The sequence below is a fragment of the Faecalibacterium duncaniae genome, assembly GCF_010509575.1.
In the GTDB taxonomy this organism is placed as follows: domain Bacteria; phylum Bacillota; class Clostridia; order Oscillospirales; family Ruminococcaceae; genus Faecalibacterium; species Faecalibacterium duncaniae.
On sequence record NZ_CP048437.1, the window covers coordinates 2,707,184 to 2,731,227 of the forward strand.

Sequence of the window (24,044 nt, forward strand, 5' to 3'; positions counted from 1 at the left end):
TTGCAGGGGTCATTCCAGCCCCTTGCGCAGCTTGTTCAGTAACCGCAGAAGCTCTGCGTTTTCCTCTTCCGTCAGCAATCCGGCCACAAACTCATCGGTCTGGTGCAGGGAGAGCATCGTCTTTTCATGGACGCGCACCCCCTCTTCCGTCAGGATCAGCCGTTTGAGCCGGGCATCCTGCGGCACGCTCTGGCGTTCGATGTAGCCCTTGCGCTCCATCAGCTGCAGGATGTTCGTCACGGTCGAGCGTGTGATGGAGAACTCCCGTTCGATATCGCGCTGGTACACGGGGTCGTTCTTGTGCCAGTAGAGGTAGCTCATGATCCAGTCGTGCATGGGGGTCACGTTGTCCACGTTGTTCTCCCGATGGAACTGGTTGATCTTGCGGAAGATCAGGTTGTTCACCCGGCGCACCTGTGCCGGGATGACCTGCGGTGGCTCCCATGGGGGGTTGCAGCAGGGTTGCTTGGTGCTTTCATCGTGCATAATGGTTTCCCTTTTGAATTGTTTGTGACAGGACTGTTTTCTTTAGAACTGTTTGATGCCGTACAATATCATAACGCACGATTCGATCATTGTCAATAGGAGACGCAAAATAAAATTCAGAAGCGCCCCACCGAACGGCAGGGCGCTTCCACTGGGCGCTGATTTTGCTTCTGTTGGCTCAACATCCCTTGCTTTCTGACCAGAATATGCTTTAATAAAAGCAACTACGGGCACTGCGCCCCCGAATACTGCAAGGAGAACCCTATGGAACAACGGAACACCCGCCTGCGGAACGCGGGCTTCGTCACCTTCTTTTTCAGCGGCATCTGCACCATTTCCAGCGGTGTGGTGGTCAGCCTGCTGCAGGAAGAATACGGCTTTGCCTACGGCATGACCGGCACCCTGCTCAGCCTGCTGAGCATCGGCAACCTGCTGGCGGGCCTGCTGGCCGGTGCGCTGGTGGGAAAAATGGGCATGAAGCCAAGCGTCCTGCTGCTGACCATCGGCTATGCGGTGGGCTACGGCCTGATGGGCCTGACCGGCCTGCCCATTCTGCTGGCGCTGGCCTTCTTCATTGTAGGCATTGCCAAGGGCAGTGTCCTGAACACCTGCACCATCCTTGTCAGCGGCAACTCTGCAGACCGCACCCGGGGCATGAACACCATGCACGCCTGCTACGCCTGCGGTGCCCTGCTCTGCCCCTTTCTGATCTCTGCCGCGGCCAGGGTCAGCACCACGCTGGCCGTGCTGGCACTGGCGGCGCTGGGTCTGGTGCTCTGGCTGGTATACCTGTTCACCCCCATGGCAGGCCGCGCCAAGGCCAAAGAAGCTGTCACCGATTGGAACTTTTTGCGCTCCTCCCGCTTCTGGCTGCTCACCGGCCTGCTGTTCTGCCAGAACGCCGCCGAGCAGAGCGTTGTGGGCTGGATGGTCACCTACTTCAAGGACAGCGGCATCATTGCAGGCACGCTGGCGGCCTATACCGTCACCGTGATGTGGGGTGCCACCCTGATCGGCCGCCTGCTCATCGCCTTTGTGTTCCCGCTCCAACAGCCCCGCAAGGCCATGGTGTTTATGGCTGTTTTCTGCACTGCCTTCTACTTTGCCATGATGCAGACCCACAGCCAACTGCCTGCCATCCTGCTGCTGTTCGCCTTTGCCTTCTCCATGGCCGGTATGAACCCCACCGCCGTGGCCAGCGCCGGTAAAATGACCACCGTGACCAGCATGGGCATCATGCTGCCGGTGGCATCCAGCGGCGCGATCCTGATGCCCTGGGTCATCGGCAAGGTAGCTGAAAGCGCCGGTCTTGCTGTTGGTATGGCAACCAACATCGTGCCCTGCGTAGGGCTGATCGTCTTTGCAATTCTGGTGTCCAGAATGCGTGAGGAGTAAACCTCTCCGTCATTGCTTCGCAATGCCACCTCTCCTGGCAGGAGAGGCAAGCAGCAGGCGACTGAGCGGTTCACCCCCTCGCCTTTGCGCTGAACTCACACCCACAGTAATCCTGACGGTAAAGCCCGTACTCCTCCGAAAGCTGGAGGGAGCGCAGGTAGCCGTTCTGCTTTTTGAAATCCGAGGGCAGGTGCCTGATGCCGAATTCGGCTTCAAGCTCCTGTCCGATTTGATTGATGCGGGCAGCATCCTTGTGGGGGCTGATGGAGAGCGTGGTGGTGAACCAATCAAAGCCGTGCTCCTTTGCGTACTGTGCCGCCCGGCGCATCCGCAAACGGTAGCAGACGGTGCACCGCCCGCCCCGCTCCGGCTCATTTTCCAGCCCCTGCACAGCCGTATAGAACTCCTGCGGGTCGTAGTGGTCCTCGATGACCGTGACCCCCAGCGGGTGCGCCTGCGCCACGAACTTTTTCAGCTCCTCGCCCCGGCGGTAGTATTCTTCGGCAGGCCAGGTGTTGGGGTTATAGTAAAGCACCGTGATCTCAAAATACCGGCACAGCTTTTCCAGCACGGCGCTGGAACAGGGCCCGCAGCAGGCATGGAGCAGCAGCTTTGGCCGCTGCGACCCCAGCGTTTTCAACACTTCGTCCATCTGCTGTGCAAAATTCAACTGTTTTGACATCGGTTTCATCCTTTGTTATACTTGCTTTGATTCAAATAGCTCCCTCCTGCTGCCTCGCCAAAAGAGCCACAGCTGCCGGAAGGGGCATCCCGGTCATATTATATCACATTTTATCTAATAGGAGAACTGCGATGACAAACGAGAAGATCGCCCGCATCAACGAGCTGGCAAAAAAGAGCAAGACCACCGGCCTGACCGATGCCGAAAAGGCAGAGCAGCAGGCCCTGCGGCAGGAGTATGTTGCGGACGTAAAGGCCAGCCTGCGCGCCCAGCTGAACAACACCTCGATCAAAGAGCCGGATGGCACTGTGCACAAGCTGGGGAAGAAGAACTAAAGCAGCATCACGAAGAGGAGCGCCTGGCGGATAATTGAGAGAAAAGTATTTCTTCCCTCTTTTTTTGTTCCGCGTTTCGTGCTATACTATAATTGTATTGTTGCGGACATTTCCGCGGGCGGTACAGATTCCCAAGGTGGCGTATCCCGGGCAAGGTGCACGGAAAAGGCTGTCTTTTGAAAAAATGATAAAGAGGTCATTTATTATGCTTACTGCAATTACGGGTATCAACTGGGGCGATGAGGGCAAGGGCCGCATGGTCGATCTGATCAGCCAGGATTATGACATCGTTGCACGGTATCAGGGCGGCAACAACGCAGGCCACACCGTGAAGAACGAGCGCGGCAAGTTCGTGCTGAACCTGCTGCCCTCCGGCATCCTGCGCCCCAACGTTGTCTGCGTGATGGGCAACGGTATGGTCATCGACCCGCATCATCTGGACGGCGAGATCAACAATCTGCGGGAGCATGGCATTTCCATCACCCCCGATAACCTGAAGATCTCCGACCGGGCCACCATCACCATGCCCTACCATGTCGATCAGGACGGCCTGGAAGAGGCCCGCCTGGCCAAGACCGGCGCACAGTTCGGCTCCACCAAGCGCGGCATCGCCTACACTTACGGTGACAAGTACATGAAGAAGACCCTGCGCATGGGCGACCTGCTCCACCTGGACGACAGCGTGAAGAAGCGCCTGGTGACCATGGTGGATTCCAAGAACCTGGTGATGGAGGGCAGCTACCACTCCGCTCCCATCAGCGTGGACGAGATGTGGGCATGGCTGGAGAAGTATGCCGCCATCTTCAAGGATTACATCTGCGACGCGGGCCAGTATCTGGCTGACGCAGATGCCGCCGGCAAGAAGGTGCTGTTCGAGGCCCAGCTGGGCGCTCTGCGCGACATCGACTTCGGCATCTACCCCTACACCACCTCCTCCAACGTTATCGGCGCTTACGCCCCCATCGGCGCAGGCATCCCGGGCCATAAGCTGACCAACAGCATCGGCGTGATGAAGGCTTACTCCTCCTGCGTGGGCGACGGCCCCTTTGTCACTGAGCTGGCCATGACCGAGGAAGAGAAGCACGCCCTGCGTGAGGCTGGCCACGAGTACGGTGCAGCCACCGGCCGTCCCCGCCGCGTTGGCCCCATCGACCTGGTGGCAAGCCACTACGGCGTGTTCTGCCAGGGCTGCGATGAGGTTGCCCTGACCCTGCTGGACGTGCTGGACTACATGGAGAAGATTCCCATGGTCACCGGCTACAAGCTGACCGACGGCACCATCACCAAGCGCTTCCCCATGGGCATGGCTCTGGACACCGCACAGCCCGTGGTGGAATATCTGCCCGGCTGGCACTGCGATATCACTGCCGCCCGCAAGTGGGAGGATCTGCCCCAGGAAGCCCGCGATTACGTTGAGTATCTGGAAAAGGCTATTGGCTGCAAGATCACCTACATCTCCGTGGGTGCCGAGCGTGAGGCTTACATCCACCACAACGTCTGATCCGCGCCACAGAACCCGCCGCATTGAAAAGGAAGCGTGACTATGTTTGATATCATCACGGACAGCGCCTGTGACCTGACCCCTGAGACGGCCGCAACACTGAATATTGAGATCATCCCCTTCTATGTCTCGCTGGACGGTGAGCACTACCGCAAGGAAGGCAAGGAGATCGCCGTGCGCGATTTCTACCAGTTCATGGTAGATAACCCCTCGGCCTACCCCAAGACCAGCCTGCCTTCTCTGGAGGATTTTGAGACCGCCTTCCGGGCCCATGCCGAGGCGGGTCGCCCGGTGCTCTGCATCTGCTTTACCAGCAAGATGAGCGGCTGCGTGGGCAGTGCCCGCAACGCCCGGGAGCTGGTGCTGGAGGATTTCCCCGATGCTAAGATCGAGGTCATTGACAGCACCGCCGCCACCGTGACCGAATCCATCGTGGTGGAAAACGCGGTGGCCATGCGGGATGCAGGCTGTACGCTGGACGAAGCCGTGACCTGGCTGGAAGCGGAAAAGATCACCAACCAGATCTTCTTCACGGTGGGTAATCTGGACTACCTCATCAAGGGCGGGCGCATCGGCAAAGTCACGGGCCGTGCCGCCAACATTCTGGGCATCAAGCCCATGATCCTGTTCAAGGAGGGCGAGATCTTCTCCGCTGGTGTGGCCCGCGGCCGCCAGAAGAGCTTTGAGAAGGCCCTCGACCTGCTGATGACCTATCTGGCCGAACACAACGGCACGCCCGACGACTACTGCATCACAGTGGGCTACGGCTACGATGCCGACGAGGGCAAGCGGCTCTGGATGCAGACCCGCGCCGCCCTGCGCGCCAAGTACCCCACCTGCGAGTGCAATGTGGTCTTGCTGCAGATCGGCTGCACCATTGCCGTGCACACCGGCCCCTATGCGTTGGGCATGGGCGTGATGCGGCGGTGGAAAAAACAGTAACTCCCTCAGTCGCCTCCGGCGACAGCTCCCTCTAGGAGGGAGCCTTACGGCAGCGAAAAGCCTCTCTCTGAGAGGGAGGTGGCATTGCGTCAGCAATGACGGAGGGAGTTCCCACATAGTAAAAAAGAAGCCCCGACGAATGTCGGGGCTTCTTTTTGTTTTTCAGCCTTGATTTTTACGATGCACGATCACAGAAGACGGTGACACGGGTCTTGCCGCCGTAGGTGCAGGTGTACAGCACCAGGGCGTAGCCGCTGTGTTCCACTTCCTCCACACTGTGGGGGTCAAGCACTTCGACCTTGTTCACGACGTACTCATTCACGATGCCGTCCATATCGGTGAAGGTGACGCTGTCCCCCGCTGTGAGGGAGGTCAGCTTGCCGAAATGGCTCTCGTAGTTGTGCGCCGCAATGACCAGATCATCGGTGCGGGAAGAGCCGAACTGGCGGCAGGGGGCGATCTTCAGGCGGGGGTAGCTCCACTCGCTCATCACCGGCAGATCAATGCCGATGGCGGGAATGGAGATCTCACCCACATATTCATTGCCGTCGATCTCCACCACCGGGAGCTCGGGGTCCAAGGGGCCGCTCTCTGCCTCCGGTTCCGGGGTCTCCACCTTCTGCTGAAGGTCGGCCACCACGGTCTGAGCCTCGGCACCGGCGTGGGCATCCTCGCAGCGGTTGTAGGCGTACAGGCCGCCAGCCGCCAGCAGGAGCACCACACCCAGCACGATGCAGACAAGCCCGGGGGATACTTTACGCATTCTTTTCACGTTTCTTGCTGCGCTCCATCAGGTAGGCACCCACGGCCACCAGCACCAGACCGCTTGCCGTCAGAACAGGTATGGGCCAGTTCAGCTGACCGGTCTGGATCAGTTTGGGGCCTTCGGCCGGGCGGGCATCCGCCACCACGCTGGCCGGGGCGGTGGGCTCCGGTGCACTAGGGGTGGTGGTTTCAGTCACGGTCGGGCGGGCATCTGCCGGGGCCGGGTTCTCCGGCGTGGAAGGGGTGGGCGGGGTGACAGGATCAGGGTCATACGGGTCCGGGTAGTACGGGGTCTCGATGGCCTTGTATCTGTTGTTGAAGGTGATGCTGCTCACCTTTTCGTCCATCAGGTCGGCCTGTGTGTGCACGGCCATCCGGGCCACCAGCTTGTCGTTGTCCCACACCACGGAAACGCGCAGATAGTACACGGTTTCATCGTAGGTGCCGCGGGTGTTGACACCGGCGCGCTGGCGCACGGTGTAAACGTAATAGCCGGGCTTGGTGTAGCTGATGGGGCCAAAGCTGCCGGTCTCGCCGTCGGTGATCTCCAGAGTGGTCACCTCGGGCAGGGGCGCATTGTCCACAGCCTCAAGTTCCACAGTCAGTGTTTCCTTTGGGAGAGGTGTTTCCCCCGTGGACTGAATGGAAACCGGAAGCTCCTGCAGCTGTGTATGCTGGTCAGCCGCGGTGGCCGCAAATGCCGCCGGCTGACACAGGCAGAACCCCAACGCAAGCGTCAGGAGTGCTGCCGCAATTTTACGGAACCTCATTTCATCCTCTCCTTTATGAATCCGACGCGGACGGGATCATCCACGCCAGAAGAATGGTGCGTGCATCGGTAAACTCCGTTGAACAGGTGGACAGCGCCAGCACCTGAGCGTCATCGCCCGCCGCTTTCATGGCGGCCAGCGTTTCGGTGTTCAGGTTCAGGGCGTTCTCCTGCGCAAAGGTGTACAATCCCTGCAAGTCGCTGTCCCAGCGCTGGGGATCGAAGATTGCATTCTCAGACGCTGGAACCAGCAGACATGCAAAGGTTTTAAGATCATAGGTGCGGTCGGGCAGGATCAGCTCACCGGTGGTGTTCTCTGCAAAGAACTCTGCGTCCTTGTACAGATCCAGATCACCGAACATCTTGCTCTCTTCCATGTGGTGACCATACAGCAGAGAGTAAGGGTCGGTGAAGTTCTTGTCGCAGTTCACATCCAGAAAGATGCTGCCTGCCAGCGAGAAATCACCGTAGACATCGGTGTTCACATAGGTAAAGTTGTCCTCGCCCTGTACCACAGGGTAGTCGATGGCGGTGTTGTCCAGTGTGACCCACGCGCAGACATCCGGGTTGATGCCCAGCAGCTCCTCAAAGCTCGCGCCGTTATCCGCGCCCGCCTTGGGCTTGAACTGCAAAAGCTCTGCCTGAACATTGTCTGCGGCGGCGTACACCTGCGAGTTGTCCCACAGGGCATAGGCTGAATACGCCCCGGCGACCACCAGGAACAGCACGACCACCGTGCTCACCAGAAAGTCGGCTGCCCTCAACGCTTTTCTCTGCCAGTTGATACAGCCCACCTCCGGTTAAACAAATTCAAATAAGTGGTTATTCGTTAGGTTTGTGCTGAGATAACCCCCCAGTCACGCTTCGCGTGCCAGCCCCCGCTAATAGGGGGGGCCCTTGGCATGGCGCAAAGCTTCACGGTTTTGCCAAGGCCGCCCCTACTAGGGGCGGTGGCATCCCGCAAGGGATGACGGTGGGGTTTAATCTACCGCAAGCAATTACTCCTCGTCGCGGCGGCGCTTGTTCAGCATCAGGGCCACACCACCAATGGCAACGATGGCCAGCATTGCAATGTAAGGTGCATTGTCCAGCACAACGCCCATGTCGGGGGTACCTTCGTGGGTATTGACAAAGCTAACAGTCACATTTGCATTGTTTACGCTATCAGTAACACCAAGAACGGTCTTTCCATCAATGGTGACATTTTGCATAGTGGTATCAGCAACGCTAACAGTATACTGGCCATTCTTGCTATCATCAGTAGTATTCTTCTCGTAAATCTTATAGCTGATATCCTTGGGAAGGTTGTTAAAGACAATCTTATTTTTATGGCCCAGAGTAATAGTATAAGGAGTATTCAATGCCAGAGATGTCACAGCGTTATCATCAGCGTCCTTAATAGTACCCTGATTGGTTTCAACCACAACATTTGCATACTTGTTAGCATCACCAGTGAACTCGATCACAAAGGTAAAGGTCTCACCCAGATCACCAAAGCTGCCCTGAACAGTTTTATCCAGCGTCAAGGTATACAGATTGCCATCACCGTAGGTGTTAGTAAAAGCTTCAGTATTGTTAACCTTACCAGTAGCGCTATCACCCGTCGCATTTAATGCAGCCTCTTTAGAGCTAAACATGGTGACATAGTACTCATACTCACCAGTCTTAATCTGATTGGTTTCAGCATCAACTTTATGCGCAACAGTCACAGCCATGTAAACAGGAGCAGCATAGGTAGTCGCAACAGTCTGACCTGCATTTTCAGAAATCTCGTACAGATACTTGCCAGTACCAGTAGGATTGCCCAGGCCCAACTCAGTCGGGGTAACAGTAAAGCTCTTAGACTCACTACCTTTGGTCATCGAGCCAAATGCGGTTTCTTTACCCGTCAGATTGATAACAGTCTCATTATTATACGGAGCCGTTGCTGCCTTGTCCTGACGAATAACCTGCAAGTACTTCACCTGGAAGCTAAAAGTTTCTGCCGGTGCAGTACCATTCTTTACCTCATAGGTTTTATACAGGGGAATCTCGCTAGTTGCAGTCAAAGCCTGATTATGGGTAATAGCAGCCGGCCCCTCTGCAAACGCTGCGGTTGCGCCGACGGTGAGCATCATGGCGGCAGCCAGAACGCCCGCGAAGAATTTCTTCAGTTTCATTGTTATTCCTCCCTAGTAAGAAATAGTTCGTACTCCTGTGCCACGGCCCAAACTCCGCGGTTCACAGGCAGGATGCCGGCAGCTTCTTCCGGCCTCCGTGGTATTACAAACTGCGTCGCCGCAGTAGTGTAATTACTTTTGCTTGCACATCCTCCAGCGGAACCGGGCCAAAGTCCCGGCTGTCCTCGGATTGTGTGCGGTAATCGCCCAGCACAAAAAAGCAGCCTTCCGGCACCGTGTAGGGGTACTCCAGCGCGTCTTTTGCGTAGGTGGGGTAGAGGATCTCGCCGCTCTGCACCGCGCCGTTCACCACAAGGGTGCCGCTGTCGTCCAGAGCCACAAGGTCGCCCTCGCGCCCAAGGATGCGGCCCACCCGGAGCTTGCCGCCCTGGGTGTAGACCACAACGTCGTTTTTTGCGTAGGTTTTTTGCAGGCGGTAGCAGATGAGCAGGTCGCCATCCTTTACCGCGGGGAACATGCTGCTGCCCTTGGCCTGCGTGAGCAGGAACACCTGCGTGAACAGCACCCAGGCGCACAGCAGGATCACCACAACGCGGCCCAGCAGGCTGATAAAATCCTGCCGGTTCTCAGCGTCCAGCCTACGGCGGCGCACCGCCCGTGCCCCCAGCTTCAGGGCTTCATTGTCCAGCGGGTGCATCGGAATGCGCCTCCTTTTGGGGGTCAGAGCTGTCAACTTTGGTGGTATCCAAGGGCAGGCTTCCGGTCTGCTGCTCCAAGAGCACATTATAGCGGGTGCGCTCGGCGCGGATGGCGGCTTCGTACAGGGCGTAAAGCTCTTCCAGCTTCTTCCACATTGACGCTTCATCCACGCCGCCCAGCAGGTTCTTGCGGAATTTCACCGTCCGGAACCACTGGATGATCGCTTCCTGCTCCGGGCTGATACAGCTTTCCTCTGCACCGGCCAGCCGCTGGGGCGCTTTCTTCTTCGCCATGCGGTCAGCCCCCTTTAGTCATCTTCCTTACGGCGCTTACGCAGCATCAACAGGGCAACGCCGCCAGCTACCACAGCAAGGATGACAATGTAAGGCAGGGTGTCGAGGAGGACACCAAGGTCAGGTTGCAGGGTGCAATTATTGGTAAAGGCAATCGTCTTAGCGTCCGTACCAATCGTCACACTTGCTTCTCGCCTATTCTCAGGTGTTCCGGAATCAACCACATAGCTGGTCTCGTACTTTTCGCCTGAATAATTATCCTCTACAACCTTGTATTGGCCGCTCGGTAGATTCTTGAAGATAATCGAAGCTCCGTCTTTCAGCGTAAACTGACCATTACCTTTCCATTCAACCTTTGCACGATCTGCTTCACTAATCTCAATATTGGTATCAGTGATATTTGCCGCTGTGCCATCAGCTTTGGTAATTGTAAAGGTAAAGGCTTTGTTGGTGTCGCCAAGTTTGCCGGTAACGGTTTTGGAGACGGTCAGGTTTGCAGAAGCAGGCACATACTTTGCGTAGAAAGTTGTATCTTCTTTAATGGTATCTTCATCAAAATCAAACTTGCTACCTTCCGTGCAGTCCTGATTTGTATACCAACCATCAAAGGTGTAAACTGTACCATCTGGGGTTGTTTTAGTTTTCGGGCAGGTTGCTTCAGTCTGACCTTCACCAATAACATCCGGGCGGGCAATCGCTTTCAGCGAAATCGAAGTACTCCCTTCTGGGACAGTAAATGCTCCGCCATAATCACGCACTAGAGCAAAGGTATCTTTACCCACATCCTGAACCATAAACTTGACGTTGATGTGCGTTGTATCATGGAGCACTATCAAACCATCCAGATGGTACGTCATTTTTTTATCACTGACCGACGAAATCGGAGATTTATATATGCCCTTCGTGTATGTGGATTTATAGTTCTCTTCACCCGTCCAGTCTCCATCCTCGCCGTTTTTGCCAGTATTGGCTCCACCCGCAGCAACGACCTCGTACCATTCAATTGTGTACGTGCCTACAGTATTCGCTTTCGTTGGATCCTTCTCAATTTCCTTTTGGATTTCTTTCGGGAGTGATTCGTAATAGTAGTCCTTGTATTTGCCATCCTGTTTAATCGGAATCACAGGAAACTGTCCAGAATCAACTATAATTTCAGTTCCCAACTTCGTAGCAATAACGGCCGTGTCATAAATTGAGGTACGTTTATTGTATTTACTCGGAGCATCTACATTTGAAATCGTACCAACGGCCATGCCGTTCCACGCTTTATTTTCAGCTTTATTACCATAGTAATCACCCGAATAGCCCAAAACCTGCGTGTAAACATAAAGATTGTAAGGAAATGTCGGATTATCGCTCTTCACAACTGTAATCTCCAGCTCATCGCCGTTACCTTCCGGATCTTTGCTCTTAGGGTCACCATAACGGTGAGCAACCGTCACCTTACCCTCTTGCGTAACCTTTATCCGTACTGTTTTGTAGGTATCTCCTGTACCTTTTATCTGATTAACTTCTATATTTTTACTGTTTATAAATACCGCATTACCGTTAGTCTTGTCCGGATTAAGTCTCCATGTGTGATTGTAGTTTGTTTTTCCGTTTTTGGCCCGCAGTGTAATCGTTGCACCAACCGGAACTTTTGTATCGCCCTGAATGCCGCTGATGCTACTGATCGTAGCAATTCCATCATTCACATTCGGATACTCAACGCCATCGATCTCAATGCTGACGATCTCAATGCCGTCATCATCGAAGTCTTCACTTTCCTGATCCGGGTATTCCAGCGCAAGCACAAAGGGGCTGAAGCTGGAGGTTTCAAAGGTCAGGGTGCCATTCTGATAAGAAAGGACATCCAGTGTCTCCACGCTGCCGTCGTCTTTCTTGTGGAGCACCTTCAGTGCATCGGCAGTGAGCGCTCCCTCTTCTTCCATTGCCGCAATTTCCGGCAGTTTGTTCAAACCAGAAACGGTAACGGTAGCCTTCTGGCCCTTGGCAGGCTGCACCGTTTCGCCCTTGGCGTTCTTGGGGGAGATCTTCAGGCCCAGAATGGGCATCATTTCCCCAAAGCTGTCCTCGTGGCTCTCGTAGAAGGTCTGCATATCGTCATCACCCATGTGGATGACGCTGAGGTGATCTGCGGCAGAAGGCAGATTTTTCACTTCCACCGGCAGATTGACGCTCTTCGTGTTGCCGTCCTCGTCCTCGTAGGAAGCAGAGGCCTTGGCAGTCAGATCCACAGGCACGGGGTTCTTGTCCACCAGATCCTCGTGATCCACGTCCTCTTCCTCATCGGAGCCAACGGTACCGTCCTTCCATGCGGCGTAGACGTTCACGGTGGTGGTCTTGTCGTCCAGAATGTTGCTGGTGGGGTCGGTGAGGTTCAGGCGCACCCGGTTGCCAAACTCGTCCAGCGTGTACCAGTAGTCAAACTGCCGCAGTTCGCCCTTGGGGTCCCGGTTGGAGGAGGGGTTCTCGATGTAGCTGCTGTAATCCGCAATGGTCTCTGCCCGGGGCACAGCCTGAATGAAGTACAGGTTCCACAGAACCTCACCGTTCCGGGCCAGATACTCGCTCTCCGTCATATTGTTGATCTGTGCCTGAGCGGTAATGTCCTGCAGATCAAGGGTGTTCAGCTCCCTCAGCCAGAAGCGGTAGACCACCATGTCCTGCAGCTTTTTGATCTCGTCGCCGGAAACGACCACTTTGTCATCAGGCTTTTCCACAACGTCGTCCTCGCCGGACCACTGGGTCTCGGTGCTGGAGCTGGGGTCGGTACTGGTGCTGGTGCTGGTGTCGTACTCAATGACGGTACCCCACTCTGTTTCCTTAACGTTGGGGCCGCCGTCGAGGTTGTCCTCGCCGCCCTCTACAGGCCGGGTGGCAACTTCGTCCTCGCCAAAACCGGCAGCTTCACCGTCGTCTACAGGCCGGGTGGCTTCCTCCTCGCCGAAACCGCCAAATTCGTCGTCAGGATAGGATGCCTCGCCGTCATCTACGGGCCGGGAGGCCTCTTGATTAACCTGAGGATCGATCAGACCCTCCGTTGCAAACACCGGCACAAGGCAGGTGCAGATGACCGCAAGCGCCAGACAAAGCGCAAAAACACGCTTCACCAGCCTATCTTTTTTTCCGTGATGATTTTTCCGCACAGTGGAGCCCTCCCTGCATCATAGTATTTTTGGCAAAACCGGAGGAAAAGATATCCAACTTTTGTCGGCTTTCTTTCCCTTGGCAGGTTATTTTTACCAGACACATCATTATTGTAATAATAGCATGTATATCCAGTATTTTCAATAGTGAAATTTTATTTTCCCTTCCCCTTTTCAGACAAAATATTCTGCGATATACAGCACGTTATGAACCGTCGTAATATCATTGTGGGGAGTAGCGCAGTCTAACTTATCCGCACCGCCCGCCGCATTGATATATCGCGCAGTTTTGTGTTGTATATTCGCAGTTTCACTCTCTATAATACATGAAACGCAGATTCCTTTCACTTTTTTTCGAGATTTTTTGAAAAAAGTTTTCGGAGCCCTCTCAGTCTCGCAAAGCTCGACAGCGTCCGGGTTAAACCTCTCAGTCACGGGCTTCGCCGTGACAGCTCCCCTAGTAGGGGAGCCCTTGGCAGGCCGTCGCGTTTTCGGGGTCTGGCGCTTCGCTCCTGTTTGCCCTGCTGACGCAACGTTATTTCTGCCTTGCGGCAGATGATGCCCTTGGAGCGCCAGCGATCAGATTGAAAAATGAATCTCATGCCAAGGCCTCCCCTACTAGGGGAGGTGGCATCGAGCGTCAGCGATGATGACGGAGAGGTTTTGCACCAAAAAGCGCCCCCATCACTCAAAGGAGCAATGGGGGCGCTTTACCATATTACGATAGGTTCCGCTTACTCAGCCTTGGGGGCTTCGGGAGCCTTTGCTTCCTCAGCCTTTGCGGCGGGCTCTGCCGGAGCGGCAGGAGCGGCAGCAGGCTTCGGAGCCTGCTTCACCACGGGCTTGGGGGGATTCGGATCGTCCTTCAGCGGGAAGAGGATGATGTGCTTGGGGCACTTCTGGGCGCACATGCCGCAGCCCTTGCACTTGTCGTAGTCCACACGGGCCACGCCGTCCACAACGTGGATGGCATCAAACTTACAGGTGCGCTCGCACATGCCGCAGGCAATGCAGGAAGTGGTGCACAGCTTGTTTGCCACAGCACCCTTATCCTGATTGGAGCACATGACCACGGGCTTGCGGGGGCCGCCTGCGTCGATCATAATGACGTGCTTGGGGCAGATGTTGGCGCAGGCACCACAGCCGGTGCACTTGTCCTTGTCCACCTTGGCCACGCCGTCCACAATGTGGATGGCATCGAACTTACACACCTTGGTGCAGTCGCCCAGGCCGATGCAGGCAAAGGTACAGGTCTTGGGGCCGCCGTACAGGGTGGCAGCAGCGGCACAGGTCTGGATGCCCTTGTACTCGTAGCTGGGCTTGCAGTGCTCGGAGTTGCCCTGGCACTGGACCACAGCCTTCTTCTCCACAGCGCTTGCCTCGCCGCCCATGATCTTGGCAATGGCGGCAGCAGCCTTGGGGCCGCCGGGGGCGCACTTGTCGCAGGGAACGCCGTCCATAACAACGGCCTTTGCGTAGTCGGCACAGCCGGCGTAGCCGCAGCCGCCGCAGTTTGCACCGGCCAGGCAGGCAGAAACTTCTTCAATACGGGGGTCTTCCTCAACCGCCATGAACTTTGCGGCCAGCACCAGAACAACGGCACCGATCGCGCCCACGATGGTACAGAGGATCACAGCAGATACAATATTCATAATCCTGTTCCTCCCTTACAGCGTCACGTTGAACAGGTTTTCGACGAGACCGCCGAAGCCCATAAAGGACAGGCTGGTGATGGCTGCTGCGATCAGGGTGATGGGCAGGCCCTTGAAGGGTGCCGGGGGATCGCAGGCTTCCACACGCTTGCGCACGCCGCTGAACATGACCATGGCCAGCATAAAGCCGACACCTGCACCCACGGCACAGACCAGAGCCTCAATGTAGGCAGCGGCAAAGCCAAGGGTAGCAACGTCTGCGCCGTAGTCGTCCACGACCAGAATGGTCACGGCCAGCACGCAGCAGTTGGTGGTGATCAGGGGCAGGTAAACGCCCAGAGAATTGTACAGTGCAACAACATACTTCTTCAGGAAGATCTCGATGAACTGCACCAGCACTGCAATGACCAGGATGAACACGATGGTCTGCAGGTAGCCCAGGTCAGCGGGGTTCAGAATGAAGATCTGGATGGGGAAGGTGACAGCCGTTGCCACCAGCATAACAAAGATAACAGCGCCGGACATACCAATGGAGGAATCCAGCTTCTTGGAAACGCCCAGGAACGGGCAGATACCGTAGAACTTCACCAGCACGTAGTTGTTCACCAGGATCATGCTGAAGAAGATCGCAGCAAGTTTGACTAACATCTTATTCTGCCTCCTTCTTCAGGTTGTCGAGGTCGCAGCAGCTCTTGCGCTCGATGCGGGCATCCAGCTTGCCTTCCAGCCAGACGCAGCCGGCCATCAGCACGCCGTAGCAGAAGAATGCGCCGGGAGCCTGGGTCATAATGCTCATCTTGGCCATGCTCTCGGGCAGGACCTGGAAGCCCAGCCAGGTGCCGCTGCCCAGGATCTCACGGATGGAGGCCATCAGCACCACGGTGAGGGTGTAGCCGATGCCCATGCCGATGCCGTCAAGTGCGGAATCCACCACATTGTTCTTGCAGGCAAACATCTCGGCACGGCCCAGAATGATGCAGTTGACAACGATCAGGGGCAGGAACACGCCCAGTGCGGTGTACAGGCTGTCCATGTAGGCGTGCATCACCATCTGAACGATGGTCACGAAGCCTGCAATGATGACGATGTAGCAGGGCAGGTGGACTTTAGCGGGGATCACGTTGCGCAGCAGCGAGATCAGGATGTTGGAGCACACCAGCACGAAGGTGAAGGCTGCGCCCATGCCCAGCGCGCTGGAAACTGCCGTGGTAACAGCCAGGCAGGAGCAGGTGCCCAGAACCAGACGCAGAACGGGGTTTTCTTTGATGATGCCGTTGGTAAGGATGCTTACCTTGGACTTGTTTTCGCTTGCCATTTCTTACCAACCTCCTTTATGCCAACTCGTTGTAGCAGTTGATGCAATCGTTGATGGCGGCAAACAGAGCCTTAGAGGAAATGGTTGCGCCGCTGTATGCGTCGTAGCCCTGGCCCAGGGTGATGTTCTGGGTGCCATCCATGCCATCGAACTGAGCAAGGAAGCTGTCGGTGGCAACGTTGCTGCCGATGCCCTTGGTCTGGGTAGAAGCGTCCACCCAGATGCCGGTGACAGTGCCGTTGGTGTCGAAGCCGATGATGACGGACAGGATGCCGCCGTCAAAGCCCTTTTCCTCAGCCTTGATGGCCAGGGAGCCGTCGGTGGCCTTTACAGCACCGGTGATGTTCTCGGTGGTGTAGTCGGTCACTTCCTCCAGATCGGAGGCGCTGGAAACGGTGGGCATCACGTCCACATAGGCAGCCAGCGTTGCGGCCTTCTGGTTATCCTCAATGATGGGAGCCGTAAAGGAGTTGACCATAGCCAGCAGCAGGCTGACGATCAGTGCGATCACGCTCAGCACAACAACAGGCTTTACACTGGTCTCCCAGGAAGAATTCTTATTCATTTGCCAGCACCCTCCTTTGCTTTCTTTGCAGGCTTAACATAGCCGTAAGGAGTCTGACGGGTCCAATCGTTGATAAAGGGGACCCACAGGTTCATAAACAGCAGCGCGAAGGAAACGCCCTCGGCGTAGCTGCCCCACTGACGGATGGCGAAGGTGACGATGCCCAGGCACAGGCCGTAGATCAGCTTGCCCTTCAGGGTAAAGGGGCTGGTAACGTAGTCCGTTGCCATGAACACAGCACCGAACATCAGGCCGCCGGACAGGATGCCGACCAGTGCGCCGTGCAGGCTGCCGGTGGAGATCAGGTAGAAGATAAACATGCTGCCGATGTAAGAAGCGGGGATGGCGATGCTGATGGTCTTGGTGGCCACCATATAAATCAGGCCCAGCAGGATGGCCAGAGCGCAGGTCTCGCCCAGAACACCGCCGTGCACGCCCATGAACAGATCCAGCAGGCTCAGCTTGCTGGTGTCAGCCACAGCCAGCGGGGTAGCGCTGGACAGCTGGTCAACCGCTGCATCGGGGAACACCCAATTGTTCATGGAACCGGCAAAGCTGATGAACAGCACGATACGGCCGACCAGTGCAGGGTTTGCAAAGTTCATGCCAATGCCGCCGAACAGCTGCTTGACCACGATGATGGCAACCAGGTCGCCGATGATGAGCTGGCCGATGGGCATGCCCACGGGCACGTTCATGGCCAGAATGATGCCGGTGACCACAGCGGACAGGTCGCTGATGGGGTTTGCTTTCTTCAGCAGCTTGCAGTACAGCCACTCAAAGGCCACACATGCCACAACGGACACTGCAGTGACCAGCAGGGCACGCGCGCCAAAGATGATTGCAGAGGCCACCACACAGGGGCACAGGGCAACGATCACGTTGGCCATCAGGCTCTGGGTCGTTTCCTCACTGCGCAGGTGCGGGGAGGCCGAAACAATAAGCTTCGTATCCATTACTTATTGCCTCCTTTTTTGATTTCACCAAGGTAGAACGCCTTTGCCAGGCCCATCATCTGGGTGCAGGGGCGCTTTGCCGGGCAGACAAAAGTGCAGGAGCCGCAGTTGAAGCAGTAATCAACATGCAGCTTGCCCAGCTCCTGAACGTCGCGGGCAGCGTAAGCCTGGTTGACCTCCACGGGCTCCAGACCCATGGGGCAGTACTCCACGCAGCGGCCGCAGCGGATGCAGGGGTTGACCTGCGGGGGCTCTGCAGCAGCGGCGCTGAGCATGATCAGGCCGGAGGTGGTCTTAGTGGTGGGGTAGCTCAGGTTCTCCACAGCGGGGCCCATCATGGCACCGCCGGCAACCACCTTGCCCAGCTCCACGCCGCCCTTGATGCCGGCAGCGTTCAGAACATCCTCGTAGGCAGTGCCCACGGGAACGATCAGGTTCTGGGGCTTTGCGCAGGCATCGCCATCCACGGTGATGCAGCGGCTGACCACCGGCATACCGGTAGCCAGGTACTTGCCCAGGGTAGAAACAGAGGTCACGTTCATCACGATGGCACCTGCATCTGCGGGCAGACCGCCGTGCGGAACCTCGCGGCCCAGGCACTTCTCGATCAGGATCAGCTCTGCGCCGGTGCCGTAAACACTGGGCAGTGCCTTGACCTCGATGGCGGGCTTGTCTTTGGTCTTCTGGGTCAACAGCTCGATGCACTCGGGCTTGTTGTTCTCAATGCCGATGATGCACTTCGGGATGCCGGTATACTTCAGCACGGCCTCGATGCCGCGGACGATATCATCGCTGCAGTTCAGCATCTCCTGCGTGTCGCTGGTCAGCCAGACTTCACACTCGGAAGCGTTGATGAGCAGGGTGTCCACGGTCTGCTTGGGCTGCAGCTTGACATCGGTCGGGAAGCCTGCGCCGCCCAGACCCACCAGGCCGCACTCACGCACGGCTGCCAGGAAGCTGGCCTTGTCGGTGACCTCGGGTGCCTTCACGGCAGGGTCCACGGTCTGCTTGCCATCGGTCTTGATGACAACAGAGTCGCACATCCGGCCATTGGAGAGACGGAAGGGTTCCACAGCGGCCACAGTACCAGAAACACTGGAGTGGATATTTGCAGAGACGAAACCGCCTGCTTCACCGATCTTGGTGCCAACAAACACTTCGTCGCCCTTTTTGACCAGGGCTTTCGCCGGAGCGCCGATGTGCTGGCTCATCAGGATGCGTACCTGCGCGGGCAGAGGCATCGGAACTGGTTTGCTTGCAGCGGTTGCCTTGTCATGCGGCGTATGCGCGCCAAGCGCCGCACGTTTCAGCTTGTTCAACATGGAATAAATCCCCCATTCTGCTTGAATTGCCACCCCTGCCCTCATGCGGGCGCACTGCGGCAGGGACAGCAGCTGCTTAACACAGTTATTGTATCATTTTACAGCCGGAAGTTCAACGACAACAGCACCAAAATGATGCAATTTCCTCAATTTTCTTTGCCATTTTTAACGATTAGTCGTATCTAACCAATTGTTTTTTTATTAACAACCACCAACTTCACGCAACTTTACTACCGTTTGCCTTTCTACCGGGATTATGGTATACTGTTGCTAATGACCCTGCGGAACGTCCCCTGCTCCGCATTTGAACGACCGGGCCATGCCCGCCAAGGAGGATCGGATACCATGAAAGTTCTCAAAGCTCTGCTTGCCATCTTCACGTTCTTAGCCGCCGCACTCACCTGCACGCTTCTCTTTGTGCAGGACAGAAACGCCCCCCACTATATTAAGATCTACGAGAACGAGCAGTAAGCGGTTTCTCTGACAGACAAGATCCCCCGGAAAGCGGCCCGCGCCGCCCTCCGGGGGATCTTTATGCTTTATGGTTTTTTCCTCTGTATCGGGGAACGCTCAGTTCACGTCGAACAGGCAGACCGCCTGATAGACAGTGCCGTTAGAAGTGGGAACGTATGCAACGCCGATCTTTTCTGCTAAGTTGAATGCACTGGTATCTTTGAACAGCGAATCATACTTGAAGCTGGTCTTGGAAGCGGGGTTATAATCACTGGTGATGGGACGGTAATCTTTGGTCATGCCAACCACAATCTTCACACTGCCCAGTTCAGCAGTGATCTTACGGTAATTTTCCCAGTAGGTCGTGTTATTGATCTTGTTATTGGTATACTCCAGCCAGTTCTCCAGCAGAGCCTTCGTCACTGCGCTGTACTTTGCACTGTACTCAACCTGGCCCAGACCCTTATTGGCAGCCATGTTATTCACGGTCATCACCACTTCGGGAGTACCGTCCTCCGGCATTATGCTATCCGGGTCGGTGGTGCCACCGTCGCAGGCGGTCAGCATTGCCAGTGCCAGAACACCGGCCAGAACAAGTGCCAGAACTTTTTTGAAACGCTTCATTGCAATGCCTCCTTGATTTTATTTAATCGTTATCTTCACACCCGAGCAGGAATCTTATGTAGGCAAAGGTGCGCTCCTGCCCCAGATCCCGGACCATCAGCAGCAGCTTTTCCAGCAGTGCCCTTGTTTCGGGATGGAGCAGATAGTGATCCCTGCTCTTTTCATAATACTGCCACGGGGATGCGTCGGTGTACTTGTCGCCCAGATAGATCTGGCTGGCCGCCACGCGGTCGCAGACCATCTCGCAGACATAGCGCAGGGGCATTTTCATGCCGCCCAGGCCGGATTTGTTGGTTGTGTAGTCGATCCAGTATTCCAGATGGTGCTTGTTGCGGCCCTTATGGTGGAGCCATGCCGAGGAATAGCCCCGGGCGGCGCGCTCTGCCTCGTTGGGGCTGTGGTCGCCCTGATAGTAGATGCAGCCCGGGATGAACTCGGTGGGGCTGTACTTGCTCAGGTCATGGGTCAGGCCCTGCTGATAAAGGCCGCATTCAAAGCAATACTTCATCACCAGCAGTTTATGCCGGGTGATGGTCTCAAAGTGTCCCTTGATGTTCATTGGAGGGTACCTCCCCGGAATCTTACCGTTACCCTGCCCTCTTTCAACCTGCGCAGATCGTCGTTCTCCGAAAAATCCTCCCGGTCGCGGGTCAGGTTGGGGTTGTAGTAGGGGTCATCCAGAATGTTTTCCTTGCCGTGGATGGTGTAGAGCCGCTGCTGCTCCGCCGCAAAGCGGGCCGCCTTAACGGGGTCTTTTTCATCCCCGCCCCGGCTCTTGCTCTCATAGTGAATGAGCTCGGCGTAGGGGGTCCAGGCAATGCGGTAGCCTGCATCCCGCACCCGCAGGCAGAAGTCCACATCGTTGAAGGCCACGGCGAACTGCTCGTCCAGCCCGTGCATCTCGTCATAGACGGCGGTCTTTACCAGCAGGCAGGCACCGGTCACACCGGAGAAGTCCTGCACGGTAGAGGTGCGGAACAGATAGCCGCTGCCGCCCTTCTTCTTATACTTGTGGCTGTGGCCCGCGTAGCCGCCCAGACCGGTCACGATCCCTGCGTGCTGGATGGTCTCATCCGGGTACCAGAGCATGGCACCGCAGATCGCCGCACCGCCGGGGTGGGCACACTGCCGGAGCAGCTCCGTGAGCCAGTCGCCGTTTACCACTTCCACATCGTTGTTGAGCAGCAGCAGATAGTCGCCCTCTGCCGCTTTCCGGCCAAAGTTGTTGATGGCCGAGAAGTTGAAGCCCTTGTCCGGGTAGGTGACCACCTTCAGGCCGTCGTACCGCTGCCGGGCCTTCTCGTAATAGGCAAAGGTGGCCGGGTCTGTGGAGTTGTTCTCGATGACGATGACCTCGAACCGGTCCCAGGTGGTCTTTTTCCAGATGCTCTGCAGGCACTTTTCCAGATCCTCGGTGTGATCCTTGTTGGGGATGAGGATGCTCACCTTCGGCTCCCCCACAATGTCCCACCTGACCCGATAGGTGCTGGGGTACAGGCCATCCTCTATGGTGCCGGTGCGGCCGGTGCGCTCCAGATGGTCGGCCAGCGCCTTCTTTGCCGCTTTGGCAACGTAGGGCTTGGCATCGGTGCCGCCGGAGGTCGAGCCTTCGTGCACCCGCCAGTAGTAGAGCACCTGCGGCACATGGGCCGCGCCGCCCACCTGCTCAATGAGCCGGAGGAAGAGGTCGTGATCCTGACTGCCATCACATTCGGGGCGTTCCCCGCCCACCTGCTCGAACAGCTCCCGCCGGAACACGGCCAGATGGCAGATGTAGTTGCAGCAGAGCAGGTAATCCGGGGCGTAATCGGGCTTGAAGTGGGCCACCAGCGGCTTTTCGATCTTTTTGGTAAAGAGAGCCTCGTCGCTGTACAGGAAGCCGTCCGGCTCCCCTGCCTCACGCAGCTGCCGGATCGCCTGACCCATGGTGTACATGGCGTGGGGCGCAAGGATGTCATCGTGGTCGGCCAGCGCCAGATATTCCCCCGATGCCAGTTCAGCGGCGGCGTTGGTATTGGCCGCAATGCCCTTGTTTTCGATCTTTTTGTATACGATGTGTTGATATTTTGCCTGATATTCCCTTACGATATCCCCCACACTGCTGTGGGCGGCATCCGAGGCATCCGCCAGGCAGAGCTCACCATTGGGGGCGGTCTGGTTCACAAAGGAATCCAGAAACTGCCGCAGAAACACCTCAGGAGTATTATACAACGGTGTCAACACGGAAATCGTCGAAAGTTGGCAGTTTTCAAAATTTTTTCCTGCCATTTCGGCTCTCTGGGCTTCCAGCACCTTTTTTGCGGGCAGGTAGCGGGCCTTTTTGCCAAAGCACCGCCGCCTGACAAAGCCCGCACCCCGGGCCAGCATGGTGCCCAGACCCTCGTCCTTTGTCAGCTGGACCGCATAGCCTGCCAGCTCTCTGGCACGTTTCAATCGCACATTCATGGCTCAGGCCTCGCCGCGCTGGGTGGCCTTGTAGGCCGCGCAGACTGTCTCAGTATCACCGTTCATTTTCAGGTGGCCGTGGCTCAGCCATGCCACCTTGCTGCACATCCGCTCGATCTGCTCGATGGAGTGGGACACCAGAATGACGGTGGTGCCGCCTGCCATCAGCTCCTTCATCCGTTTTTCGCATTTCTGCTGGAACAGGAAGTCGCCCACCGAGAGCACCTCGTCCGCGATCAGGATATCAGGCTTGGTGATGGTGGCAATGGCAAAGCCGATGCGGGCCACCATGCCGGAGGAGTAGTTTTTCAGCGGTACATCCAGAAAGTTCTGCAGCTCGCTGAACTCCACGATCTCGTCGAACTTCTCGTCCAGATACTTGGGCGAGAACCCCAGCACCGTGCCGTTGAGGTAGATGTTCTCCCGGGCGGTCAGGTCCATATCAAAGCCCGCACCCAGCTCGATGAGCGGGGCGATAGTGCCGTTGACGGTGACCTTGCCCTTGGTGGGCTTGTACACGCCCGCAATGGTCTTGAGCAGGGTGGATTTGCCCGAGCCGTTCAGGCCCACCAGACCGTAAAAATCGCCGGGCATGATGTCCAGGCTCACGTCCTTCAGGGCGTAAAACTCGTCGTACTGCAGGCGGCCCTGCACCATGGCCAGCAGATATTCCTTCAGGCTCTCGTGCTTTTCGGTGGAGAGGTTGAAGCACATGGACACGTTGTCCACTTTGATGATCGGTTCCATTCTTCTCCCCTCCTTAAATATGCAGCACAAAACGATCCTGCGTTTTGCGGAACATGTGCACGCCCACCCACATGGAGACCACTGCGCAGATGCCGCAGACCGCAAACATGTTGAGGTCCAGCGGGATGCCCCACATCAGGGTGCGGCGGAAGCCGGTGATATACCAGTACATGGGGTTCAGCTTGATGATCTGCTGCATGTTGAACCCGCCGATGGAAAAGGTCATCTGGGTGGGGTCATAGAAGATGGCGGAGAAGTAGAGCAGCGCCGTGATGAACACGCTCCAGATGTGCATGATGTCCCGGAAGAACACCGTTGCCGCCGCCAGGAACAGACCCACCCCCAGGCTGAAGAAGAAGAGGGTGATGAGCGGGTAGAGCGCTTCCAGAAGGGTCAGGTGGAAGGGCGCGCCGGTAAAGATCATCACCAGCAGCAGGGCCACAAAGCTGAACACGCAGTTCACCATGGCAAAGCAGCACTTTTCCAGCGGGAAGATATACTTGGGGATATACACCTTTTTCAGCAGGGGGGCAGCGCTGAGCACGCTGCTCATGCTGGAGGAGGTGGCCTCGTTGAAGAAGTTGAAGAGCAGCTGACCGCACATCAGGAACACCGGGAAGTTGTCGATGCCGCTGCCCCGCATATCCATCAGGCTGCTGAACACAGCCCAGTAGACCAGGCACATCAGCAGGGGGTTCAGCACGCTCCACAGCACACCCAGCACGCTGCGGCGGTATTTCAGCTTGAAATCACGGCTGACCAGATTCCACAACAGATAGCGGTAGTGCCAGAAGCCGTTGAACATTCCTTTCAGTTTCGCCACGGGCTA

25 protein-coding genes are annotated in these 24,044 nt (G+C 56.6%); 5 read left to right on the forward strand and 20 right to left on the reverse strand.

Going from position 1 to position 24,044, the window contains the following annotated elements; translation table 11 throughout:
• Positions 1 to 9 precede the first annotated feature (9 nt).
• Positions 10 to 486, reverse strand: coding sequence for a MarR family winged helix-turn-helix transcriptional regulator (locus GXM22_RS12950; RefSeq protein ID WP_005935186.1), 477 nt, complete (start codon positions 484 to 486; stop codon positions 10 to 12).
• Positions 487 to 750: 264 nt separating this feature from the next.
• Here GXM22_RS12950 and GXM22_RS12955 point away from each other — a divergent pair, with 264 nt between their 5' ends.
• Positions 751 to 1,881: an MFS transporter gene (locus tag GXM22_RS12955; RefSeq protein WP_005935182.1), complete on the forward strand. Its 1,131-nt coding sequence runs from the start codon at positions 751 to 753 to the stop codon at positions 1,879 to 1,881.
• Positions 1,882 to 1,951: 70 nt separating this feature from the next.
• On the opposite strand, the gene GXM22_RS12960 is transcribed toward GXM22_RS12955, so the two are convergent.
• Complete coding sequence (locus GXM22_RS12960) at positions 1,952 to 2,572, reverse strand: epoxyqueuosine reductase QueH (RefSeq protein WP_005935181.1); 621 nt, start codon at positions 2,570 to 2,572, stop codon at positions 1,952 to 1,954.
• Positions 2,573 to 2,694: 122 nt separating this feature from the next.
• Here GXM22_RS12960 and GXM22_RS12965 point away from each other — a divergent pair, with 122 nt between their 5' ends.
• The 3 genes from GXM22_RS12965 (at position 2,695) to GXM22_RS12975 (ending at position 5,341) form a co-directional block, all read left to right on the forward strand.
• Positions 2,695 to 2,898: a DUF896 domain-containing protein gene (locus GXM22_RS12965; RefSeq protein WP_005935179.1), complete on the forward strand. Its 204-nt coding sequence runs from the start codon at positions 2,695 to 2,697 to the stop codon at positions 2,896 to 2,898.
• 205 nt (positions 2,899 to 3,103) lie between these two features.
• A complete protein-coding gene (locus GXM22_RS12970) occupies positions 3,104 to 4,399 on the forward strand; it encodes an adenylosuccinate synthase (protein WP_035394824.1) in 1,296 nt (431 codons plus the stop codon).
• A 42-nt stretch (positions 4,400 to 4,441) separates the two neighbouring features.
• A complete protein-coding gene (locus GXM22_RS12975) occupies positions 4,442 to 5,341 on the forward strand; it encodes a DegV family protein (protein WP_005935175.1) in 900 nt (299 codons plus the stop codon).
• Positions 5,342 to 5,516: 175 nt separating this feature from the next.
• Here the strand turns inward: GXM22_RS12975 and GXM22_RS12980 are convergent, their stop codons facing one another.
• The 13 genes from GXM22_RS12980 to rsxC all read right to left on the reverse strand — a co-directional run bounded on the left by GXM22_RS12980 (position 5,517) and on the right by rsxC (position 18,946).
• Positions 5,517 to 6,104, reverse strand: coding sequence for a sortase (locus tag GXM22_RS12980; protein ID WP_005935173.1), 588 nt, complete (start codon positions 6,102 to 6,104; stop codon positions 5,517 to 5,519).
• Complete coding sequence (locus GXM22_RS12985; protein ID WP_005935171.1) at positions 6,097 to 6,876, reverse strand: Spy0128 family protein; 780 nt, start codon at positions 6,874 to 6,876, stop codon at positions 6,097 to 6,099. The genes GXM22_RS12980 and GXM22_RS12985 overlap by 8 nt, the downstream gene beginning before the upstream one ends.
• Positions 6,877 to 6,889: 13 nt before the next feature.
• The gene (gene srtB, locus GXM22_RS12990; protein ID WP_242651694.1) at positions 6,890 to 7,639 is read right to left on the reverse strand and encodes a class B sortase; all 750 of its coding nucleotides are present in this window, start codon (positions 7,637 to 7,639) and stop codon (positions 6,890 to 6,892) included.
• Positions 7,640 to 7,873: 234 nt separating this feature from the next.
• The gene (locus GXM22_RS12995; RefSeq protein WP_005935167.1) at positions 7,874 to 9,034 is read right to left on the reverse strand and encodes a DUF7601 domain-containing protein; all 1,161 of its coding nucleotides are present in this window, start codon (positions 9,032 to 9,034) and stop codon (positions 7,874 to 7,876) included.
• Positions 9,035 to 9,137: 103 nt separating this feature from the next.
• Positions 9,138 to 9,692 (reverse strand): signal peptidase I, encoded by a 555-nt coding sequence (lepB, locus tag GXM22_RS13000; RefSeq protein ID WP_005935166.1) that lies wholly within the window; start codon positions 9,690 to 9,692, stop codon positions 9,138 to 9,140.
• Positions 9,673 to 9,987, reverse strand: coding sequence for a hypothetical protein (locus tag GXM22_RS13005; RefSeq protein ID WP_005935164.1), 315 nt, complete (start codon positions 9,985 to 9,987; stop codon positions 9,673 to 9,675). The genes lepB and GXM22_RS13005 overlap by 20 nt, the downstream gene beginning before the upstream one ends.
• 14 nt (positions 9,988 to 10,001) lie before the next feature.
• Positions 10,002 to 13,136 (reverse strand): InlB B-repeat-containing protein, encoded by a 3,135-nt coding sequence (locus GXM22_RS13010; RefSeq protein WP_035394822.1) that lies wholly within the window; start codon positions 13,134 to 13,136, stop codon positions 10,002 to 10,004.
• A gap of 734 nt (positions 13,137 to 13,870) precedes the next feature.
• Entirely contained in the window at positions 13,871 to 14,788 is a 918-nt protein-coding gene (locus GXM22_RS13015; protein WP_005935155.1) for an RnfABCDGE type electron transport complex subunit B, read from the reverse strand.
• Positions 14,789 to 14,803: 15 nt separating this feature from the next.
• On the reverse strand, positions 14,804 to 15,436 hold the full coding sequence (locus tag GXM22_RS13020) for an electron transport complex protein RnfA (RefSeq protein ID WP_005935153.1): 633 nt from the start codon (positions 15,434 to 15,436) through the stop codon (positions 14,804 to 14,806).
• 1 nt (position 15,437) lies between these two features.
• Positions 15,438 to 16,103 (reverse strand): electron transport complex subunit RsxE, encoded by a 666-nt coding sequence (gene rsxE, locus GXM22_RS13025; RefSeq protein ID WP_005935151.1) that lies wholly within the window; start codon positions 16,101 to 16,103, stop codon positions 15,438 to 15,440.
• Between the two features lie 16 nt (positions 16,104 to 16,119).
• Positions 16,120 to 16,668, reverse strand: coding sequence for an RnfABCDGE type electron transport complex subunit G (locus tag GXM22_RS13030; RefSeq protein WP_005935149.1), 549 nt, complete (start codon positions 16,666 to 16,668; stop codon positions 16,120 to 16,122).
• Positions 16,665 to 17,624 carry an RnfABCDGE type electron transport complex subunit D gene (locus tag GXM22_RS13035; protein ID WP_005935147.1) on the reverse strand — a complete coding sequence of 320 codons (960 nt, stop codon included), beginning with the start codon at positions 17,622 to 17,624 and terminating at the stop codon, positions 16,665 to 16,667. The genes GXM22_RS13030 and GXM22_RS13035 overlap by 4 nt, the downstream gene beginning before the upstream one ends.
• On the reverse strand, positions 17,624 to 18,946 hold the full coding sequence (gene rsxC, locus GXM22_RS13040) for an electron transport complex subunit RsxC (protein WP_035394819.1): 1,323 nt from the start codon (positions 18,944 to 18,946) through the stop codon (positions 17,624 to 17,626). Before rsxC ends, GXM22_RS13035 begins: the two co-directional genes overlap by 1 nt.
• Positions 18,947 to 19,291: 345 nt before the next feature.
• Between rsxC and GXM22_RS15375 the strand changes: the two genes are divergently transcribed.
• Entirely contained in the window at positions 19,292 to 19,417 is a 126-nt protein-coding gene (locus GXM22_RS15375; RefSeq protein ID WP_005935143.1) for a hypothetical protein, read from the forward strand.
• Between the two features lie 99 nt (positions 19,418 to 19,516).
• On the opposite strand, the gene GXM22_RS13045 is transcribed toward GXM22_RS15375, so the two are convergent.
• Genes GXM22_RS13045 through GXM22_RS13065 form a run of 5 tightly spaced genes read right to left on the reverse strand, consistent with a single transcriptional unit; the run spans position 19,517 to position 24,038 of the window.
• Positions 19,517 to 20,023, reverse strand: a complete 507-nt coding sequence (locus tag GXM22_RS13045; RefSeq protein ID WP_005935141.1) for a hypothetical protein — start codon at positions 20,021 to 20,023, stop codon at positions 19,517 to 19,519.
• A gap of 22 nt (positions 20,024 to 20,045) precedes the next feature.
• A complete protein-coding gene (locus tag GXM22_RS13050; protein ID WP_005935139.1) occupies positions 20,046 to 20,582 on the reverse strand; it encodes a DUF5662 family protein in 537 nt (178 codons plus the stop codon).
• Complete coding sequence (locus GXM22_RS13055) at positions 20,579 to 22,468, reverse strand: glycosyltransferase family 2 protein (protein WP_005935137.1); 1,890 nt, start codon at positions 22,466 to 22,468, stop codon at positions 20,579 to 20,581. Before GXM22_RS13055 ends, GXM22_RS13050 begins: the two co-directional genes overlap by 4 nt.
• Before the next feature lie 3 nt (positions 22,469 to 22,471).
• Entirely contained in the window at positions 22,472 to 23,215 is a 744-nt protein-coding gene (locus tag GXM22_RS13060) for an ABC transporter ATP-binding protein (RefSeq protein ID WP_005935135.1), read from the reverse strand.
• A gap of 13 nt (positions 23,216 to 23,228) precedes the next feature.
• Complete coding sequence (locus GXM22_RS13065) at positions 23,229 to 24,038, reverse strand: ABC transporter permease (RefSeq protein ID WP_227611134.1); 810 nt, start codon at positions 24,036 to 24,038, stop codon at positions 23,229 to 23,231.
• Between the last annotated feature and the right edge of the window lie 6 nt (positions 24,039 to 24,044).

What these genes read in the sequence shown, in the direction of transcription:
- GXM22_RS12950 (WP_005935186.1), bottom strand. Translation starts at nt 486, where the DNA reads ATGCACGATGAAAGCACCAAGCAACCCTGCTGCAACCCCCCATGGGAG.
- GXM22_RS12955 (WP_005935182.1), top strand. Translation starts at nt 751, where the DNA reads ATGGAACAACGGAACACCCGCCTGCGGAACGCGGGCTTCGTCACCTTC.
- GXM22_RS12960 (WP_005935181.1), bottom strand. Translation starts at nt 2,572, where the DNA reads ATGAAACCGATGTCAAAACAGTTGAATTTTGCACAGCAGATGGACGAA.
- GXM22_RS12965 (WP_005935179.1), top strand. Translation starts at nt 2,695, where the DNA reads ATGACAAACGAGAAGATCGCCCGCATCAACGAGCTGGCAAAAAAGAGC.
- GXM22_RS12970 (WP_035394824.1), top strand. Translation starts at nt 3,104, where the DNA reads ATGCTTACTGCAATTACGGGTATCAACTGGGGCGATGAGGGCAAGGGC.
- GXM22_RS12975 (WP_005935175.1), top strand. Translation starts at nt 4,442, where the DNA reads ATGTTTGATATCATCACGGACAGCGCCTGTGACCTGACCCCTGAGACG.
- GXM22_RS12980 (WP_005935173.1), bottom strand. Translation starts at nt 6,104, where the DNA reads ATGCGTAAAGTATCCCCCGGGCTTGTCTGCATCGTGCTGGGTGTGGTG.
- GXM22_RS12985 (WP_005935171.1), bottom strand. Translation starts at nt 6,876, where the DNA reads ATGAGGTTCCGTAAAATTGCGGCAGCACTCCTGACGCTTGCGTTGGGG.
- GXM22_RS12995 (WP_005935167.1), bottom strand. Translation starts at nt 9,034, where the DNA reads ATGAAACTGAAGAAATTCTTCGCGGGCGTTCTGGCTGCCGCCATGATG.
- lepB (WP_005935166.1), bottom strand. Translation starts at nt 9,692, where the DNA reads ATGCACCCGCTGGACAATGAAGCCCTGAAGCTGGGGGCACGGGCGGTG.
- GXM22_RS13005 (WP_005935164.1), bottom strand. Translation starts at nt 9,987, where the DNA reads ATGGCGAAGAAGAAAGCGCCCCAGCGGCTGGCCGGTGCAGAGGAAAGC.
- GXM22_RS13015 (WP_005935155.1), bottom strand. Translation starts at nt 14,788, where the DNA reads ATGAATATTGTATCTGCTGTGATCCTCTGTACCATCGTGGGCGCGATC.
- GXM22_RS13020 (WP_005935153.1), bottom strand. Translation starts at nt 15,436, where the DNA reads ATGTTAGTCAAACTTGCTGCGATCTTCTTCAGCATGATCCTGGTGAAC.
- rsxE (WP_005935151.1), bottom strand. Translation starts at nt 16,103, where the DNA reads ATGGCAAGCGAAAACAAGTCCAAGGTAAGCATCCTTACCAACGGCATC.
- GXM22_RS13030 (WP_005935149.1), bottom strand. Translation starts at nt 16,668, where the DNA reads ATGAATAAGAATTCTTCCTGGGAGACCAGTGTAAAGCCTGTTGTTGTG.
- GXM22_RS13035 (WP_005935147.1), bottom strand. Translation starts at nt 17,624, where the DNA reads ATGGATACGAAGCTTATTGTTTCGGCCTCCCCGCACCTGCGCAGTGAG.
- rsxC (WP_035394819.1), bottom strand. Translation starts at nt 18,946, where the DNA reads ATGTTGAACAAGCTGAAACGTGCGGCGCTTGGCGCGCATACGCCGCAT.
- GXM22_RS15375 (WP_005935143.1), top strand. Translation starts at nt 19,292, where the DNA reads ATGAAAGTTCTCAAAGCTCTGCTTGCCATCTTCACGTTCTTAGCCGCC.
- GXM22_RS13045 (WP_005935141.1), bottom strand. Translation starts at nt 20,023, where the DNA reads ATGAAGCGTTTCAAAAAAGTTCTGGCACTTGTTCTGGCCGGTGTTCTG.
- GXM22_RS13050 (WP_005935139.1), bottom strand. Translation starts at nt 20,582, where the DNA reads ATGAACATCAAGGGACACTTTGAGACCATCACCCGGCATAAACTGCTG.
- GXM22_RS13055 (WP_005935137.1), bottom strand. Translation starts at nt 22,468, where the DNA reads ATGAATGTGCGATTGAAACGTGCCAGAGAGCTGGCAGGCTATGCGGTC.
- GXM22_RS13060 (WP_005935135.1), bottom strand. Translation starts at nt 23,215, where the DNA reads ATGGAACCGATCATCAAAGTGGACAACGTGTCCATGTGCTTCAACCTC.